17 protein-coding genes are annotated in these 14153 nt (G+C 58.0%); 14 read left to right on the top strand and 3 right to left on the bottom strand.

All coding sequences use genetic code 11. The features are described from left to right. The first annotated feature begins 9 nt into the window (after nt 1-9). From cysN to rpoS, 11 genes are all read left to right on the top strand, one after another. Nucleotides 10-1437, top strand: coding sequence for a sulfate adenylyltransferase subunit CysN (gene cysN, locus BWI76_RS22695; RefSeq protein WP_004137327.1), 1428 nt, complete (start codon nt 10-12; stop codon nt 1435-1437). Further along, nucleotides 1437-2042: an adenylyl-sulfate kinase gene (cysC, locus tag BWI76_RS22690; RefSeq protein ID WP_004124289.1), complete on the top strand. Its 606-nt coding sequence runs from the start codon at nt 1437-1439 to the stop codon at nt 2040-2042. The genes cysN and cysC overlap by 1 nt, the downstream gene beginning before the upstream one ends. Nucleotides 2043-2095: 53 nt before the next feature. Next, on the top strand, nt 2096-2422 hold the full coding sequence (locus BWI76_RS22685) for a DUF3561 family protein (protein WP_004137329.1): 327 nt from the start codon (nt 2096-2098) through the stop codon (nt 2420-2422). A gap of 139 nt (nt 2423-2561) precedes the next feature. After that, nucleotides 2562-2879, top strand: a complete 318-nt coding sequence (gene ftsB / locus BWI76_RS22680; protein WP_004124270.1) for a cell division protein FtsB — start codon at nt 2562-2564, stop codon at nt 2877-2879. A 19-nt stretch (nt 2880-2898) separates the two neighbouring features. After that, on the top strand, nt 2899-3609 hold the full coding sequence (ispD, locus tag BWI76_RS22675) for a 2-C-methyl-D-erythritol 4-phosphate cytidylyltransferase (RefSeq protein WP_004137332.1): 711 nt from the start codon (nt 2899-2901) through the stop codon (nt 3607-3609). Next, nucleotides 3609-4088: a 2-C-methyl-D-erythritol 2,4-cyclodiphosphate synthase gene (gene ispF, locus BWI76_RS22670; protein ID WP_004124268.1), complete on the top strand. Its 480-nt coding sequence runs from the start codon at nt 3609-3611 to the stop codon at nt 4086-4088. Before ispD ends, ispF begins: the two co-directional genes overlap by 1 nt. Beyond that, entirely contained in the window at nt 4085-5134 is a 1050-nt protein-coding gene (gene truD, locus BWI76_RS22665) for a tRNA pseudouridine(13) synthase TruD (RefSeq protein WP_004137335.1), read from the top strand. The genes ispF and truD overlap by 4 nt, the downstream gene beginning before the upstream one ends. Next, nucleotides 5115-5876, top strand: a complete 762-nt coding sequence (gene surE, locus BWI76_RS22660) for a 5'/3'-nucleotidase SurE (RefSeq protein WP_004124266.1) — start codon at nt 5115-5117, stop codon at nt 5874-5876. Before truD ends, surE begins: the two co-directional genes overlap by 20 nt. Continuing rightward, nucleotides 5870-6496 carry a protein-L-isoaspartate(D-aspartate) O-methyltransferase gene (locus BWI76_RS22655; RefSeq protein WP_024358491.1) on the top strand — a complete coding sequence of 209 codons (627 nt, stop codon included), beginning with the start codon at nt 5870-5872 and terminating at the stop codon, nt 6494-6496. Before surE ends, BWI76_RS22655 begins: the two co-directional genes overlap by 7 nt. Nucleotides 6497-6618: 122 nt before the next feature. Next, the gene (gene nlpD, locus BWI76_RS22650; protein ID WP_004137339.1) at nt 6619-7737 is read left to right on the top strand and encodes a murein hydrolase activator NlpD; all 1119 of its coding nucleotides are present in this window, start codon (nt 6619-6621) and stop codon (nt 7735-7737) included. 158 nt (nt 7738-7895) lie between these two features. Then, nucleotides 7896-8888: an RNA polymerase sigma factor RpoS gene (rpoS, locus tag BWI76_RS22645; protein WP_004137341.1), complete on the top strand. Its 993-nt coding sequence runs from the start codon at nt 7896-7898 to the stop codon at nt 8886-8888. A gap of 65 nt (nt 8889-8953) precedes the next feature. Here rpoS and BWI76_RS22640 read toward each other — a convergent pair whose 3' ends face one another. Together BWI76_RS22640 and BWI76_RS22635 are read right to left on the bottom strand one after the other, a co-directional pair. Further along, complete coding sequence (locus BWI76_RS22640; protein WP_004137343.1) at nt 8954-9331, bottom strand: hypothetical protein; 378 nt, start codon at nt 9329-9331, stop codon at nt 8954-8956. Beyond that, nucleotides 9328-10542 (bottom strand): MFS transporter, encoded by a 1215-nt coding sequence (locus tag BWI76_RS22635; protein WP_004137345.1) that lies wholly within the window; start codon nt 10540-10542, stop codon nt 9328-9330. Before BWI76_RS22635 ends, BWI76_RS22640 begins: the two co-directional genes overlap by 4 nt. A 107-nt stretch (nt 10543-10649) precedes the next feature. Here BWI76_RS22635 and BWI76_RS22630 point away from each other — a divergent pair, with 107 nt between their 5' ends. After that, nucleotides 10650-11537 carry a LysR family transcriptional regulator gene (locus BWI76_RS22630; RefSeq protein WP_064371659.1) on the top strand — a complete coding sequence of 296 codons (888 nt, stop codon included), beginning with the start codon at nt 10650-10652 and terminating at the stop codon, nt 11535-11537. On the opposite strand, the gene BWI76_RS22625 is transcribed toward BWI76_RS22630, so the two are convergent. Further along, nucleotides 11534-11953 carry a MarR family winged helix-turn-helix transcriptional regulator gene (locus BWI76_RS22625; protein WP_004137348.1) on the bottom strand — a complete coding sequence of 140 codons (420 nt, stop codon included), beginning with the start codon at nt 11951-11953 and terminating at the stop codon, nt 11534-11536. The genes BWI76_RS22630 and BWI76_RS22625 overlap by 4 nt on opposite strands. 170 nt (nt 11954-12123) lie before the next feature. On the opposite strand from BWI76_RS22625, the gene BWI76_RS22620 reads away from it, so the two are divergent. Both BWI76_RS22620 and BWI76_RS22615 read left to right on the top strand, forming a co-directional pair. Beyond that, nucleotides 12124-12717, top strand: coding sequence for a non-oxidative hydroxyarylic acid decarboxylases subunit B (locus tag BWI76_RS22620; RefSeq protein WP_004137351.1), 594 nt, complete (start codon nt 12124-12126; stop codon nt 12715-12717). Then, on the top strand, nt 12717-14144 hold the full coding sequence (locus BWI76_RS22615) for a non-oxidative hydroxyarylic acid decarboxylases subunit C (protein WP_004853598.1): 1428 nt from the start codon (nt 12717-12719) through the stop codon (nt 14142-14144). The genes BWI76_RS22620 and BWI76_RS22615 overlap by 1 nt, the downstream gene beginning before the upstream one ends. Nucleotides 14145-14153: the final 9 nt, after the last annotated feature.

The raw sequence follows: 14153 nt of genomic DNA, 5'->3' as shown, positions 1-14153 counted from the left end.
GGAGCCGCCATGAACACCACAATTGCACAACAAATTGCCAATGAAGGCGGCGTAGAAGCCTACCTGCACGCCCAGCAGCACAAAAGCTTGCTGCGCTTTCTGACCTGCGGCAGCGTCGATGACGGTAAAAGTACGCTGATTGGCCGGCTGCTGCACGATACCCGCCAGATTTATGAAGATCAGCTCTCCTCGCTGCATAATGACAGCAAACGTCACGGCACGCAGGGCGAAAAACTCGATCTGGCGCTGCTGGTGGACGGTCTGCAGGCTGAGCGCGAGCAGGGGATTACCATCGACGTCGCCTACCGTTACTTCTCTACTGAGAAGCGCAAATTTATTATCGCCGACACCCCGGGACACGAGCAGTACACCCGTAATATGGCGACCGGCGCGTCCACCTGCGACCTGGCGATCCTGCTGATCGACGCCCGCAAAGGCGTGCTCGATCAGACTCGCCGCCACAGCTTTATCTCGACGCTGCTGGGGATCAAACACCTGGTGGTGGCGGTGAACAAAATGGACCTCGTCGATTTTAGCGAAGAGACTTTTAACACTATTCGTGAAGCGTATCTGACCTTTGCTGAACAGCTGCCAGGCGATCTCGACATTCGCTTTGTCCCGCTCTCCGCGCTGGAAGGGGACAACGTCGCCAGCCAGAGCGAGAAAATGCCGTGGTACAGCGGCCCGACGCTGCTGGAAGTGCTGGAAACCGTTGAGATTCAGCGCGTGGTGGAAAGCCAGCCGCTGCGCTTTCCGGTGCAGTACGTTAACCGCCCTAATCTCGACTTCCGCGGGTTTTCCGGGACGGTTGCCGCCGGCCGCGTGAGCGTAGGACAGCGTCTGAAAGTGCTGCCGTCGGGGGTGGAATCCACCGTGGCGCGCATCGTCACCTTTGACGGCGACCTGCCGGAAGCGGCGGCCGGGGAGGCGATCACGCTCGTGCTGAAGGATGAAATTGATATCAGCCGCGGCGACCTGCTGGTGGACGCGGCGGTCTCTCTGCCTGCGGTACAAAGCGCCAGCGTTGATGTGGTATGGATGGCGGAGCAGGCGCTGGCGCCCGGCCAGAGCTACGACATTAAAATCGCTGGTAAGAAAACCCGCGCCCGCGTGGATGGCGTACGCTACCAGGTTGATATCAACAATCTGACCCAGCGCGAAGTAGAATCGCTGCCGCTCAACGGCATCGGACTGGTAGATCTGACTTTCGACGAGCCGCTGGTGCTGGATAAATACCAGGATAACCCGGTCACCGGGGGGCTTATCTTTATTGACCGTTTAACCAACGTTACCGTTGGCGCGGGCATGGTACGCGAGCCGAACGAACAGGCGCAGGCGGGCGCTTCCCAGTACAGCGCGTTTGAGCTTGAGCTGAATCAGCTTATTCGTAAGCACTTCCCGCACTGGGACGCTCGCGACCTGCTGGGAGGCAAGTAATGGCCCGGCATGACGAAAACGTTGTCTGGCATGCGCATCCTGTCACTCAGGAGCAGCGCGAACAGCATCACGGCCATCGCGGCGTGGTGCTGTGGTTCACCGGGCTTTCGGGCTCGGGGAAATCCACCGTTGCCGGCGCGCTGGAAGAGGCGCTGCATCGGCTCGGCGTGAGCACCTATTTGCTGGATGGCGATAACGTGCGTCACGGCCTGTGCAGCGATCTTGGCTTCAGCGACGACGACCGCAAAGAAAACATTCGCCGGGTGGGTGAAGTGGCGAAACTGATGGTGGATGCCGGACTGGTGGTATTGACCGCGTTTATCTCTCCGCATCGCGCAGAACGGCAGATGGTACGCGAGCGTTTAGGCGAAGGACGTTTTATCGAAGTCTTTGTCGATACGCCGCTGGCGATCTGCGAAGCGCGGGATCCGAAAGGCCTGTATAAGAAAGCGCGGGCCGGAGAGCTGCGCAACTTTACCGGAATAGATTCAGTGTATGAATCCCCGGAGCGCGCTGAAATTCACCTCGACGGTGAACAATTGGTAACAAATTTGGTGCACCAATTATTAGACCTGCTACGACAGAGCGATATTATCAGATCCTGAAACGGCAGCGGCATCATCACAGGATGCCGATCGCCAGGTCAACAGGATTCGATATGCGCAATACCCAGAACATCAGTATTATTCGTTCAGAACCGCCGCCGACAGTCAGCGACGAGACCACCTGGTCTCTGTCGGGCGCTGCCGTTGGCTTTATTTCATGGCTGCTGGCGCTGGGTATTCCCTTCCTGATCTATGGCAGTAATACGCTATTTGTCCTCCTCTATACCTGGCCGTTCTTTCTGGCATTAATGCCGGTTGCCGTCGTGGTTGGCATCGCGCTGCATTCGCTGATGGACGGAAAACTTCAATACAGCGTCTGCGCGACGATTTTGACCGTCGGACTGATGTTCGGTCTGCTGTTCCTCTGGCTACTGGGGTAGTCTTTTTACGAATGAATCTAGCCTGGGTATCAACGGTAAAAATGTGGTACAGTCCCCGCGTTACGCGGCGTCGTCCGCGCGCCAGAGTAGAGAACTCGGGCGAGTTATGGGATGATGATGCCGTTTTTCAGGGGGCAGGATGGGTAAACTAACGCTGCTGTTATTGGCTTTGCTGGTCTGGCTACAGTATTCGCTGTGGTTCGGCAAAAATGGCCTGCACGACTATAGCCGGGTTGATGACGATGTCTCCGCGCAGCAGGCAACTAACGCTAAATTAAAAGCACGCAACGATCAGCTGTTCGCCGAAATTGACGACCTCAACGGCGGTCAGGAAGCTATCGAAGAGCGCGCACGCAATGAACTCAGTATGACCCGCCCGGGCGAAACGTTTTATCGTCTGGTGCCGGATGCGTCAAAACGCAACCAGGCCGCGGGGCAACAGCAGAATAATCGATAAACAGGCCCAGGATTACAACATGGCAGCCACTTTTCCGGGCGTTTGCGCCGTGGTGCCGGCAGCCGGTTTTGGCCGCCGCATGCAAACGGAATGCCCTAAACAATATCTCTCAATCGGTAACAAAACGATTCTCGAGCACGCGGTCGCCGCGCTGCTGGCAAACCCGCGTATACGGCGGGTGGTCATCGCCGTCAGCCCGGGCGACGTGCGCTTTAGCCAACTGCCGTTGGCGAACCATCCTCAAATTACCGTCGTTGATGGCGGGACAGAACGCGCGGATTCCGTTCTCGCTGGCCTGAAGGTGCTTGGCGAGGCTGATTGGGTGCTGGTGCACGATGCCGCGCGCCCCTGCCTGCACCAGGATGACCTCAGCCGCCTGCTTCAATTATGCGAAACCAGCCGTACGGGCGGCATTCTGGCCGCTCCGGTTCGCGACACGATGAAGCGCGCGGAGCCGGGCAGGGCGGCCATCGCCCATACCGTTGAGCGTAATGATTTATGGCACGCGCTGACGCCGCAATTTTTCCCTCGCGAACTGCTTGTTGATTGCCTGACGCGGGCGCTTAATGAAGGCGCGACTATCACCGACGAAGCCTCGGCGCTGGAGTACTGCGGCTTCCATCCTGAACTGGTCGCCGGACGAGCTGATAATATAAAAGTGACGCGCCCGGAAGACCTGGCGCTGGCCGAATTTTACCTTACCCGTTCCCGACACCAGGAGAAGGCTTAATGCGAATTGGACACGGTTTTGACGTACACGCTTTTGGCGGTGAAGGCCCAATCATTATCGGCGGCGTGCGCGTGCCCTACGAGAAAGGGCTGCTGGCGCACTCCGACGGCGACGTCGCGCTGCATGCGCTGACCGATGCGCTGCTCGGCGCGGCGGCGCTGGGCGACATCGGCAAGCTGTTTCCGGATACCGATCCGGCCTTTAAGGGCGCCGACAGCCGCGAACTGCTGCGCGAAGCGTGGCGGCGGATTCAGGCGAAAGGCTATACCCTTGGCAACGTAGACGTCACCATCATCGCCCAGGCGCCGAAAATGCTGCCGCATATTCCCCAGATGCGCGTCTTTATCGCCGAAGATCTCGGTTGCCATATGGATGATGTGAACGTCAAAGCCACCACCACGGAAAAACTGGGCTTTACCGGCCGCGGCGAAGGCATCGCCTGTGAAGCGGTGGCGCTGCTGCGTAAGGCGGAGAAATGATCGCTTTTGACGAACTCACCTATCTGCATGGAAAACCGCTGGGCCAGGGGCTGCTAAAAGCCAGTCCGGAGGACTTTTTGGTGGTGGAAGATCTCGGCTTTTCCCCCGATGGCGAAGGCGAGCATGTGCTGGTGAGAATTCTGAAAAACGGCTGCAATACCCGTTTTGTTGCTGACTCGCTGGCAAAATTCCTTAAAATTCATGCGCGTGAAGTGAGCTTTGCCGGGCAGAAGGACAAACACGCGGTGACTGAACAGTGGCTGTGCGCCAGAGTGCCGGGCAAAGAGATGCCCGACCTGAGCAAATTTCAGCTCGAGGGTTGCCAGGTTCTGGAGTACGCGCGCCATAAGCGCAAGCTGCGCCTCGGGGCGCTGAAGGGGAACCAGTTTACTCTGGTACTGCGCGAAGTCAGCGCCCGCGACGATGTCGAAAAGCGTTTACAGGCGATCGTCGAGCATGGCGTGCCCAACTATTTCGGCGCCCAGCGCTTCGGTATCGGCGGCAGTAACCTGCAGGGGGCGCTGCGCTGGGCCGAGAGCGGCGCGCCGGTGCGCGATCGCAATAAACGCAGTTTTTGGTTGTCGGCGGCCCGCAGCGCATTGTTTAATCAACAGGTTGGTATTAGATTAAAAAAACCGGAATTTAATCAGGTTGTTGATGGCGATGCGCTACAATTAGCGGGGCGCGGAAGCTGGTTCGTTGCGGACTCTGAAGAACTGACGGCACTCCAGGCGCGGGTAGATAACCGCGAGCTGATGATTACCGCTGCGCTTGTGGGCAGCGGCGACTGGGGAAGCCAACGGGGCGCGCTGGCCGCTGAACAGGCGGCAGTGGTCGAAGAGACGCAGCTACAGGCGCTGCTGGTGCGTGAAAAAGTAGAGGCCGCCCGCCGGGCGATGCTGCTTTATCCCCAGCAGATGAGCTGGAACTGGTGGGATGACGTTACCGTTGAACTGCGTTTCTGGCTGCCCGCAGGCAGCTTCGCCACCAGCGTAGTAAGGGAGCTTATCAATACAACGGGTGACTATGCGAATATTGCTGAGTAACGATGACGGGATTCATGCGCCGGGCATTCAGACCCTGGCAAAGGCCTTACGAGAATTCGCTGAGGTTCAGATAGTTGCACCCGATCGTAACCGCAGCGGAGCGTCGAATTCCCTGACGCTGGAATCTTCGCTACGTACTTTCACTTTTGATAACGGCGATATCGCCGTACAGATGGGCACCCCGACGGACTGTGTTTACCTCGGCGTGAACGCCCTGATGCGGCCGCGTCCGGATATTGTGGTCTCCGGCATTAACGCCGGCCCCAACCTCGGTGACGACGTCATCTATTCCGGCACCGTTGCCGCCGCGATGGAGGGCCGTCATCTCGGCTTTCCGGCGCTGGCCGTCTCGCTAAACGGCTATCAGCATTATGATACCGCCGCCGCGGTTACCTGCTCGATTCTGCGGGCTTTAAGCCGCGAGCCGCTGCGTACCGGACGCATTCTGAATATCAACGTGCCGGATCTGCCCCTTGAGCAGATTAAAGGTATCCGCGTGACCCGCTGCGGCAGCCGGCATCCTTCCGATCAGGTGATCCCGCAAAAAGATCCGCGCGGCAATACGCTGTACTGGATTGGACCTCCGGGCGAGAAGTACGACGCCGGGCCGGATACCGATTTTGCCGCCGTGGATGAAGGCTATGTGTCGGTCACTCCGCTACATGTCGATTTAACCGCCCACGGCGCACATGAGGTGGTGAGCGGCTGGCTGGATCGCGTTGGGGTTGATACGCAATGGTAAATAAACGTGTTGAAAGTCTTCTCAATCAGCTCCGCACGCAGGGCATTGTTGACGAGCGCGTGCTGAACGCGATCGCGCTGGTGCCGCGAGAAAAGTTTGTTGATGAAGCCTTTGAACATAAGGCGTGGGAAAACACGGCGCTGCCGATTGGCCAGGGGCAAACCATCTCGCAACCCTACATGGTGGCGCGGATGACCGAGCTTCTGACGCTAACGCCGGAGTCAAGGGTGCTGGAAATTGGCACCGGATCTGGCTATCAGACGGCGATCCTGGCGCATCTGGTGCATCACGTGTGCTCGGTTGAGCGCATTAAGAGTTTGCAGTGGCACGCGCGCCGTCGCCTTAAACAACTTGATTTACATAATGTTTCAACCCGTCACGGCGATGGATGGCAGGGTTGGCAGGCACGCGCGCCGTTCGACGCGATCATCGTTACCGCCGCGCCGCCGGAAATTCCGGCCGCGCTGCTGGCGCAGCTGGACGATGGCGGCGTACTGGTGCTGCCGGTAGGCGAAGAGCACCAGTTCCTGAAGCGAATCCGTCGGCGCGGCAACGAGTTTGTCATTGATACTGTCGAAGCCGTGCGCTTTGTACCCCTCGTGAAAGGGGAGTTGGCCTGAACCCGGATTATTCCAGGTTTTTTTGCCTGCATTTAGGCATAGGGTGGACGCATTTTTCGTGTCCTGGCCGGGCGCCGTCCGGTGAGCAAGATATTGGTAGTTAACATATTCCTGGGGGATAAATGAGCGCGGGAAGCCCAAAATTTACCTTAAGCCGCATTGCGGCTTTGTCACTGGTGTCACTCTGGCTGGCAGGCTGCAGCAGCTCCAACAATCCGCCTGCGCCGGTCAGCTCGGCTGGCGGGGCTTCGTCTTCCAGTACGAATTCCGGAATGCTGATCACGCCTCCGTCAAATAACGTTCCGCAGGCGCGCCCGGTACAAACGCAACCGGTGCAGACGCAGCCCGCTCAGATTCAGCCGATGGCCCAGGAGCCGGTGCAAACGGTAAACGGCAAAATTGTCTACAACCGTAAATATGGGGATATTCCGAAAGGTAGCTATACCGGCGGCAGTACCTATACTGTTAAACGCGGCGACACGCTATTCTATATTGCGTGGGTCACCGGGAACGACTTCCGCGACCTGGCGCAGCGTAATAATATCCCGGCGCCGTACGGTCTGAACGTCGGTCAGACGCTGCAGGTTGGCAACGCGTCCGGCCAGCCAATCACCGGTGATAACCCTGTCGCCCAGGCCAGCGTGAAGGCCAGTAATGGCGGGATGTTAACCGCAAATTCTGCACAAAAATCCACCGCGGTGGTTGCGTCCCAACCAACTATTACGTATTCTGAATCTTCAGGTGAACAGAGTGCTAATAAGATGTTGCCGAATAACAAGCCTGCGACGACAACTGCCGTCGCGCCAGTTACGGCCCCAGCTGTCAGCACAACCCAATCGACTGCAAGCAGTACGTCAACCAGTTCGCCGATCTCTTCATGGCGCTGGCCGACTGATGGCAAGGTTATCGAGAACTTTAGTGGTGCCGAAGGCGGCAATAAAGGTATTGATATCGCAGGCAGTAAAGGACAGGCTATTGTCGCGACCGCAGATGGGCGCGTCGTCTATGCCGGTAACGCACTGCGCGGTTACGGTAATCTTATTATCATCAAACACAACGATGATTACCTGAGCGCCTACGCACATAACGATACGATGCTCGTAAAAGAGCAACAAGATATCAAGGCGGGGCAGAAAATCGCTACCATGGGTAGCACAGGTACTAGCTCTACACGTTTGCATTTTGAAATTCGTTACAAGGGGAAATCCGTCAACCCGCTGCAGTATTTACCGCAGCGATAATTTGGCAAAGTACGGATAAGCTCAGTATCGCTAACAAAGGCGCCAGGGCGGCCGCGATGCCTTCTTCACCGGGGCAGAAAAGGTTATCGTCCTGGCGTCTTTTGAGTGATGTTTAGCGAAGGTGCTTTGCTTAGGGATCACGGGTAGGAGCCATCTTTATGAGTCAGAATACGCTGAAAGTTCATGATTTAAATGAAGACGCGGAATTTGATGAGAACGGAGTCGAGGTTTTTGATGAGAAAGCCTTAGTTGAAGAGGAACCCAGTGATAGCGATCTGGCTGAGGAAGAGCTTCTTTCGCAGGGAGCAACCCAACGGGTGCTCGATGCGACGCAGCTTTATCTTGGAGAGATTGGTTATTCCCCGCTGCTGACGGCCGAAGAAGAGGTTTATTTTGCGCGTCGCGCGCTGCGTGGTGACGTTGCGTCACGCCGCCGGATGATCGAAAGCAACCTGCGTCTGGTCGTCAAGATAGCCCGCCGTTACGGCAATCGCGGTCTGGCTCTGCTGGATCTGATTGAAGAAGGTAACCTGGGGCTGATTCGCGCAGTTGAGAAGTTTGACCCGGAACGTGGGTTCCGTTTTTCGACTTACGCGACCTGGTGGATTCGTCAAACGATTGAACGGGCGATCATGAACCAAACCCGTACGATCCGTTTACCAATTCATATCGTCAAAGAGCTGAACGTCTATCTGCGTACCGCACGCGAGTTGTCCCATAAGCTGGACCACGAGCCAAGCGCGGAAGAGATAGCCGAACAGCTGGATAAGCCAGTTGATGACGTGAGCCGGATGCTGCGTCTGAACGAGCGCATTACCTCGGTGGATACCCCACTGGGCGGCGACTCGGAAAAAGCGCTGCTGGATATTCTGGCCGATGAAAAAGACAACGGCCCGGAAGACACCACGCAGGACGATGATATGAAACAAAGCATCGTCAAATGGCAGTTCGAACTGAACGCCAAGCAGCGTGAAGTGCTGGCTCGTCGCTTTGGCCTGCTGGGCTATGAAGCCGCGACGCTTGAGGATGTGGGCCGCGAAATTGGCCTGACCCGCGAACGCGTGCGCCAGATCCAGGTAGAAGGCCTCCGCCGCCTGCGGGAGATTCTGCAAAGCCAGGGGCTGAATATCGAAGCGTTGTTCCGCGAGTAAGATACCTTTCTTAAAAAAGGCTCAATCGTTTGATTGGGCCTTTTTCTTTTTTGTGTCTCCGCCGCTTATGCGAGCGCCGTCTCGTGGAGGTGCCGCCAGATGATTTTCTCTTCCTGCAGACGGAAAAGAACCGTTGACCAGCGTGCGGTGTCCGCTTTGCCGGGTAAAGCGTGGGTTTCCCGATAGAGCACCGCTGCGCCATCGTGCCATTCGGCAAGTATGGCGGTATTGTCGATGACAATCTTCAAGCCCGGGCGGCTGGCGCGAGCTCCGTGAAAAAAAGCGCTGACCGACTGATGGTCCATGCGCATACCGTTTATCGGGATCATGCTAAATTCCGGGCTAAAGCGATGCAGCAGCGCTTCGGCGCTCCCTTCCCCCTGATTCAGCCAGTGTTCTATAGCCACGTGGGCCGCAATAACTTCCGCAATATAGCGATTCATTTGTTCTCCATTTTACCGTGCAGGCGCATGATTAACGCCCGGTTATCGAATTTAAGGCAGCCCAGCAGCGGCACCAGGGTCAAAACGGCGGCGGCGATAAATACGCCGCGCCACGCCAGCGGGGTGGGCCAGTAAAGTAAAAAAGCGCTCAGTAAAGCTGCCAGTAGCGCAGATCCTATCAGGAAACTGAGCTGGCGATTGAGGTTCCACAGCGCGCTGGCGTCCGGCATATCGGGGTTCGCCACGTTAAGAAACGCGCTGCTCTGGGCCGTACTGCTGCACAGGCTGCCGCCTGCGCCCATCAGGATAAACGCCGCGATCAGCGCGCTGCTGGCGGTATGCGCATTGACGCCAGCCAGGATGAGTATTCCGGCAGCCTGAAGAAGGCAGCCCAGCGCAATCAGGGGGCGGGGGCCGAGACGATTGAAATAGCGGCCGGTCGTCGCGATCGCCACAAACGAGGCCAGCGACCACGGAAGCATCAGGGAGCCGATGGCGGAGGGCGCCATCCCCGTCACGCTTTGCAAATAAAACATCCCGACGACATTGATGCCAATAAAGGTCCCCGGCACGCAGAGATAGACCAGCATAGAAAAGCGCAGCAGCGGGTCGCGCAGTAACGAGAGATGTAAAAAGCCGCCCGACCGCGCGACGCTCTTCTCATCCCTGAGCCACAGCGCGGCCAGCCCGAAAGTCAGCAGCGCTATCGGCAGGCTGGCAAAGAAAACCCAGCGCCAGCTCAGCGATTGCACCAGCGCTCCGCCGAGCGCCGGAGAGCACGCCGGCGCCAGCAGCCCAACCAGCATCACCGCGGCGGAAAGTTTCGCCCGTTCGTGAGGCTTGAACTGTTGCCAGGTTAACGCCTGTCCTGGTGGGATCAGCAGCCCGCCGCCCATCCCCTGCAGGGCGCGCCACATGACGAGGCTTATCAACGAGTCGGCCATCCCGGCAGCCAGCGCCCCGAGGCTAAACAAGCTAAGCGAAAGCAGGAATACCCGCCGGGCCCCAAACTGCTGGCTGAGCCAGGCGCTAAACGGCAGCACCAGGGTGAGCCCGGCAATATAGCCATTGCTGACCCACGCCAGCTCGCCCACCGACGCGTGTAGCGTCCGGCCCATCGCCGGAAAGGCGACGCTGGCGATAAACATATTGATTAAGTCGAGAAAGAAACCCAGCAGAAAAACGGTTGCGACCTTGCTGCGATACGTCATTGATGAAATCCCCCGTGAAGGCCGCTACTGTAAACCTCAATATCAGGGCGAATAAACACGACATTCGCAGATATACTGTCGGAAATTTTTTGACAATGGGCGGCGCGATGCTGAACCTGCAGCGGATGAACATGTTTGTGGCGGTAGTCGATAGCGGGAGTTTTACCGCAGCGGCGGCGGCTCTGGGGCAGACCAAGGCGGTGGTGAGTTTCAACGTCCGCCAGCTGGAGAACGAACTGGGGGTCACGCTGCTATTGCGATCGACCCGTCGCCTGACGCTTACCGAAGCCGGTTCGCTGTTCTATCATCGCGGGGTCGCGCTGCTGAAAGCGGCGGAAAACCTGCAGGACGACGTCCGGGGCAGCCACGTGGGGTTGAGCGGCGAGCTGCGGATCACGACGACGCCTGAATATGGCGCGCAGGTGATTATTCCGGCATTGGCGGAGTTCAGCCTGCGGCATCCTGCGCTCCGCGTACGCCATGTTTCCTCTTCTCACCACGCGGATTTAATCTCCGAGCGGTTTGACGTGGCGATTCGTCTCGGCACGCTGGCGGATTCGCGCTACCGCGCGGCGCTGATATCACGCTTTGCCATCGTCCCGGTTGCAGCCCCGTCATGGCTGGCACAGCATCCTGTGAAGACGCTTGAAGATCTGGCGCAATCGGCGTGGATTATTCATGAACGTCTGACCGCGCCGCTCCGCTGGCAGCTTAGCGGGCCCCATGACGAGAGCATTGCCTTCGAGATTAAACCGGCGCCGCGGCTGTCGGCGGATAGCGCCAGCGCGCTGATGGCTTTTGCGCTGGCGGGCAGCGGCATCGCGCTGCTACCCGAGTGGCTGGTGGCCGCTGCGCTGGCGGACGGCGCACTGGTGAAGGTGATGCCGGAGTTTAGCTTTCCGCCCCAGGGGGTATATGCGGTTTACCCGGACGCGCAGCATATCCCTGCCAGAGTGCGGGCGTTTATTGTTTTTTTACGCGAACGCGTGGGTTAACGCTGCTGTTCTTGCGCCATCAGCTTGTGGATGATTTGCGAAAACTGCTGGCGCTCCTCATCGCTCAGCCGACCTAAAAACTCTTCGTCGACGGCGTGACCCAGCGGCATTGAGCTTGCCAGTAGCGCTTCGCCTTCTGCGGTTAAATAGACAAACCGACGGCGTTTGTCCGCCGGGTCGTGTTCGCGACGAACCAGACCGCGGCTCTCCATTCGGCTCAGCATCTCCGCCAGCGTCGCTTTGGTGCTGACCGCCGCTTCCGTTAACGTCACCTGTTCAATGCCGGGATGCTCGGCAATGGAACGCATCACCGCATACTGCGGTTTGGTGAGGTCCGGCAGCTCAAGCTGCCAGCGGGCGGTGTGCTGCTGAAAAAGCTGGCGCAGCAGGTGGAACGCCTCGTTTTTTAACTCCATGACCACTCCATAAAAAAACCGTCGGTTCTATGATAGCCGTTCGGAGGGCGTTTGAGCATTTTTCCTGTTTTGATGAAAAATGCGGCCGTGTACGAACGAACTTGCAAGAAAAGCGTATCAAGCGTAGCTTTAATAAAAATGTTCGTACACGAACGATTTGCGAGGCGATGATGAAGCTAATAGTCGGGATGACCGGAGCGACGGGCGCTCCGCTGGGGGTTGCGCTACTGAAAGCGCTTCGTGAGATGCCGGAAGTGGAAACGCATCTGGTGATGTCAAAGTGGGCCAAAACCACCATTGAACTGGAAACGCCGTACAGCGCCCGTGAAGTGGCGGCGCTGGCCGATTTCTCGCATAGCCCGGCGGATCAGGCCGCCATCATCTCATCAGGTTCATTTCGTACCGACGGCATGATCGTTATCCCCTGCAGTATGAAAACGCTGGCCGGTATCCGTGCCGGTTATGCCGAGGGGCTGGTGGGGCGGGCCGCGGACGTGGTGCTGAAAGAGGGGCGTAAGCTGGTGCTGGTACCGCGCGAAATGCCGTTGAGCACTATCCATCTGGAAAACATGCTGGCTCTGTCGCGCATGGGCGTGGCGATGGTGCCGCCCATGCCCGCCTATTACAACCATCCCAAAACCATTGAGGACGTCACTGACCACGTTGTCACGCGGGTGCTGGATCAGTTCGGTCTGGAGTATCACAAAGCGCGCCGCTGGAGCGGGTTACGGGCGGTAGAGAGTATTTCACAGGAGAATGAATAATGGCTTTTGATGATTTGCGCAGCTTTTTGCAGGCGCTGGACGACCAGGGGCAACTGCTGAAAATTAGCGAAGAAGTGAACGCGGAGCCGGATCTGGCCGCGGCGGCAAACGCCACCGGGCGCATCGGCGATGGCGCTCCCGCGCTGTGGTTTGACAATATTCGCGGTTTTACCGATGCGCGCGTGGCAATGAACACCATCGGCTCCTGGCAGAACCACGCTATCTCGCTGGGTCTGCCGCCGAATACGCCGGTGAAAAATCAGATCGACGAATTTATTCGTCGCTGGGATAAATTCCCGGTGACGCCGGAGCGGCGGGCAAACCCGGCGTGGGCGGAAAATACCGTCGACGGCGAGGCGATTAATCTGTTCGATATTCTGCCCCTGTTCCGTCTCAACGACGGCGACGGCGGCTTTTATCTCGACAAAGCCTGCGTGGTCTCTCGCGATCCTCTCGACCCGGACAATTTTGGCAAGCAAAACGTCGGCATTTACCGTATGGAGGTGAAGGGTAAACGTAAGCTCGGCCTGCAGCCGGTACCGATGCATGATATCGCTCTGCATCTGCACAAAGCGGAAGAGCGCGGTGAAGATCTGCCGATCGCCATTACCCTGGGAAACGATCCGATTATTACCCTGATGGGCGCTACGCCGCTGAAATACGATCAGTCGGAATATGAGATGGCCGGCGCGCTGCGCGAAAGTCCGTATCCTATCGCCACCGCGCCGCTGACCGGCTTTGACGTGCCGTGGGGCTCAGAGGTGATCCTCGAAGGGGTGATTGAAAGCCGCAAGCGCGAAATCGAAGGCCCGTTCGGCGAATTTACCGGCCACTACTCCGGCGGCCGTAATATGACGGTGGTACGAATCGATAAAGTCTCTTACCGCAGCAAACCGATCTTCGAGTCTCTCTATCTCGGCATGCCGTGGACCGAGATCGACTATCTGATGGGCCCGGCCACCTGCGTGCCGCTGTATCAGCAGCTGAAGGCCGAGTTCCCCGAGGTACAGGCCGTCAACGCGATGTACACCCACGGTCTGTTGGCGATTATCTCCACCAAAAAACGCTACGGCGGCTTTGCCCGTGCGGTAGGCCTGCGGGCGATGACTACGCCGCATGGTCTGGGCTACGTGAAGATGGTGATCATGGTTGATGAGGACGTCGACCCGTTCAACCTGCCGCAGGTGATGTGGGCGCTGTCGTCGAAGGTTAACCCGGCCGGGGACCTGGTGCAGCTGCCGAATATGTCGGTACTGGAGCTCGATCCAGGCTCCAGCCCGGCGGGGATCACCGACAAACTGATTATCGACGCCACCACCCCGGTTGCGCCGGACCTTCGCGGCCACTACAGCCAGCCGGTACAGGATCTCCCTGAAACGAAAGCCTGGGCTGAAAAATTGACCGCCATGCTGGCTAACCGTAAATAAGGAGAAAAA

Source organism: Klebsiella sp. M5al (assembly GCF_002090195.1).
GTDB lineage: Bacteria > Pseudomonadota > Gammaproteobacteria > Enterobacterales > Enterobacteriaceae > Klebsiella > Klebsiella grimontii.
The sequence above is the reverse complement of the archived record's forward strand: the minus strand, read 5'-3'. Positions and strand labels throughout refer to the sequence as shown.

What these genes read in the sequence shown, in the direction of transcription:
- rpoS (WP_004137341.1), top strand. Translation starts at nt 7,896, where the DNA reads ATGAGTCAGAATACGCTGAAAGTTCATGATTTAAATGAAGACGCGGAA.
- cysN (WP_004137327.1), top strand. Translation starts at nt 10, where the DNA reads ATGAACACCACAATTGCACAACAAATTGCCAATGAAGGCGGCGTAGAA.
- ispD (WP_004137332.1), top strand. Translation starts at nt 2,899, where the DNA reads ATGGCAGCCACTTTTCCGGGCGTTTGCGCCGTGGTGCCGGCAGCCGGT.
- BWI76_RS22630 (WP_064371659.1), top strand. Translation starts at nt 10,650, where the DNA reads ATGCTGAACCTGCAGCGGATGAACATGTTTGTGGCGGTAGTCGATAGC.
- truD (WP_004137335.1), top strand. Translation starts at nt 4,085, where the DNA reads ATGATCGCTTTTGACGAACTCACCTATCTGCATGGAAAACCGCTGGGC.
- cysC (WP_004124289.1), top strand. Translation starts at nt 1,437, where the DNA reads ATGGCCCGGCATGACGAAAACGTTGTCTGGCATGCGCATCCTGTCACT.
- BWI76_RS22615 (WP_004853598.1), top strand. Translation starts at nt 12,717, where the DNA reads ATGGCTTTTGATGATTTGCGCAGCTTTTTGCAGGCGCTGGACGACCAG.
- BWI76_RS22655 (WP_024358491.1), top strand. Translation starts at nt 5,870, where the DNA reads ATGGTAAATAAACGTGTTGAAAGTCTTCTCAATCAGCTCCGCACGCAG.
- BWI76_RS22635 (WP_004137345.1), bottom strand. Translation starts at nt 10,542, where the DNA reads ATGACGTATCGCAGCAAGGTCGCAACCGTTTTTCTGCTGGGTTTCTTT.
- nlpD (WP_004137339.1), top strand. Translation starts at nt 6,619, where the DNA reads ATGAGCGCGGGAAGCCCAAAATTTACCTTAAGCCGCATTGCGGCTTTG.
- BWI76_RS22620 (WP_004137351.1), top strand. Translation starts at nt 12,124, where the DNA reads ATGAAGCTAATAGTCGGGATGACCGGAGCGACGGGCGCTCCGCTGGGG.
- BWI76_RS22640 (WP_004137343.1), bottom strand. Translation starts at nt 9,331, where the DNA reads ATGAATCGCTATATTGCGGAAGTTATTGCGGCCCACGTGGCTATAGAA.
- ftsB (WP_004124270.1), top strand. Translation starts at nt 2,562, where the DNA reads ATGGGTAAACTAACGCTGCTGTTATTGGCTTTGCTGGTCTGGCTACAG.
- BWI76_RS22685 (WP_004137329.1), top strand. Translation starts at nt 2,096, where the DNA reads ATGCGCAATACCCAGAACATCAGTATTATTCGTTCAGAACCGCCGCCG.
- surE (WP_004124266.1), top strand. Translation starts at nt 5,115, where the DNA reads ATGCGAATATTGCTGAGTAACGATGACGGGATTCATGCGCCGGGCATT.
- ispF (WP_004124268.1), top strand. Translation starts at nt 3,609, where the DNA reads ATGCGAATTGGACACGGTTTTGACGTACACGCTTTTGGCGGTGAAGGC.
- BWI76_RS22625 (WP_004137348.1), bottom strand. Translation starts at nt 11,953, where the DNA reads ATGGAGTTAAAAAACGAGGCGTTCCACCTGCTGCGCCAGCTTTTTCAG.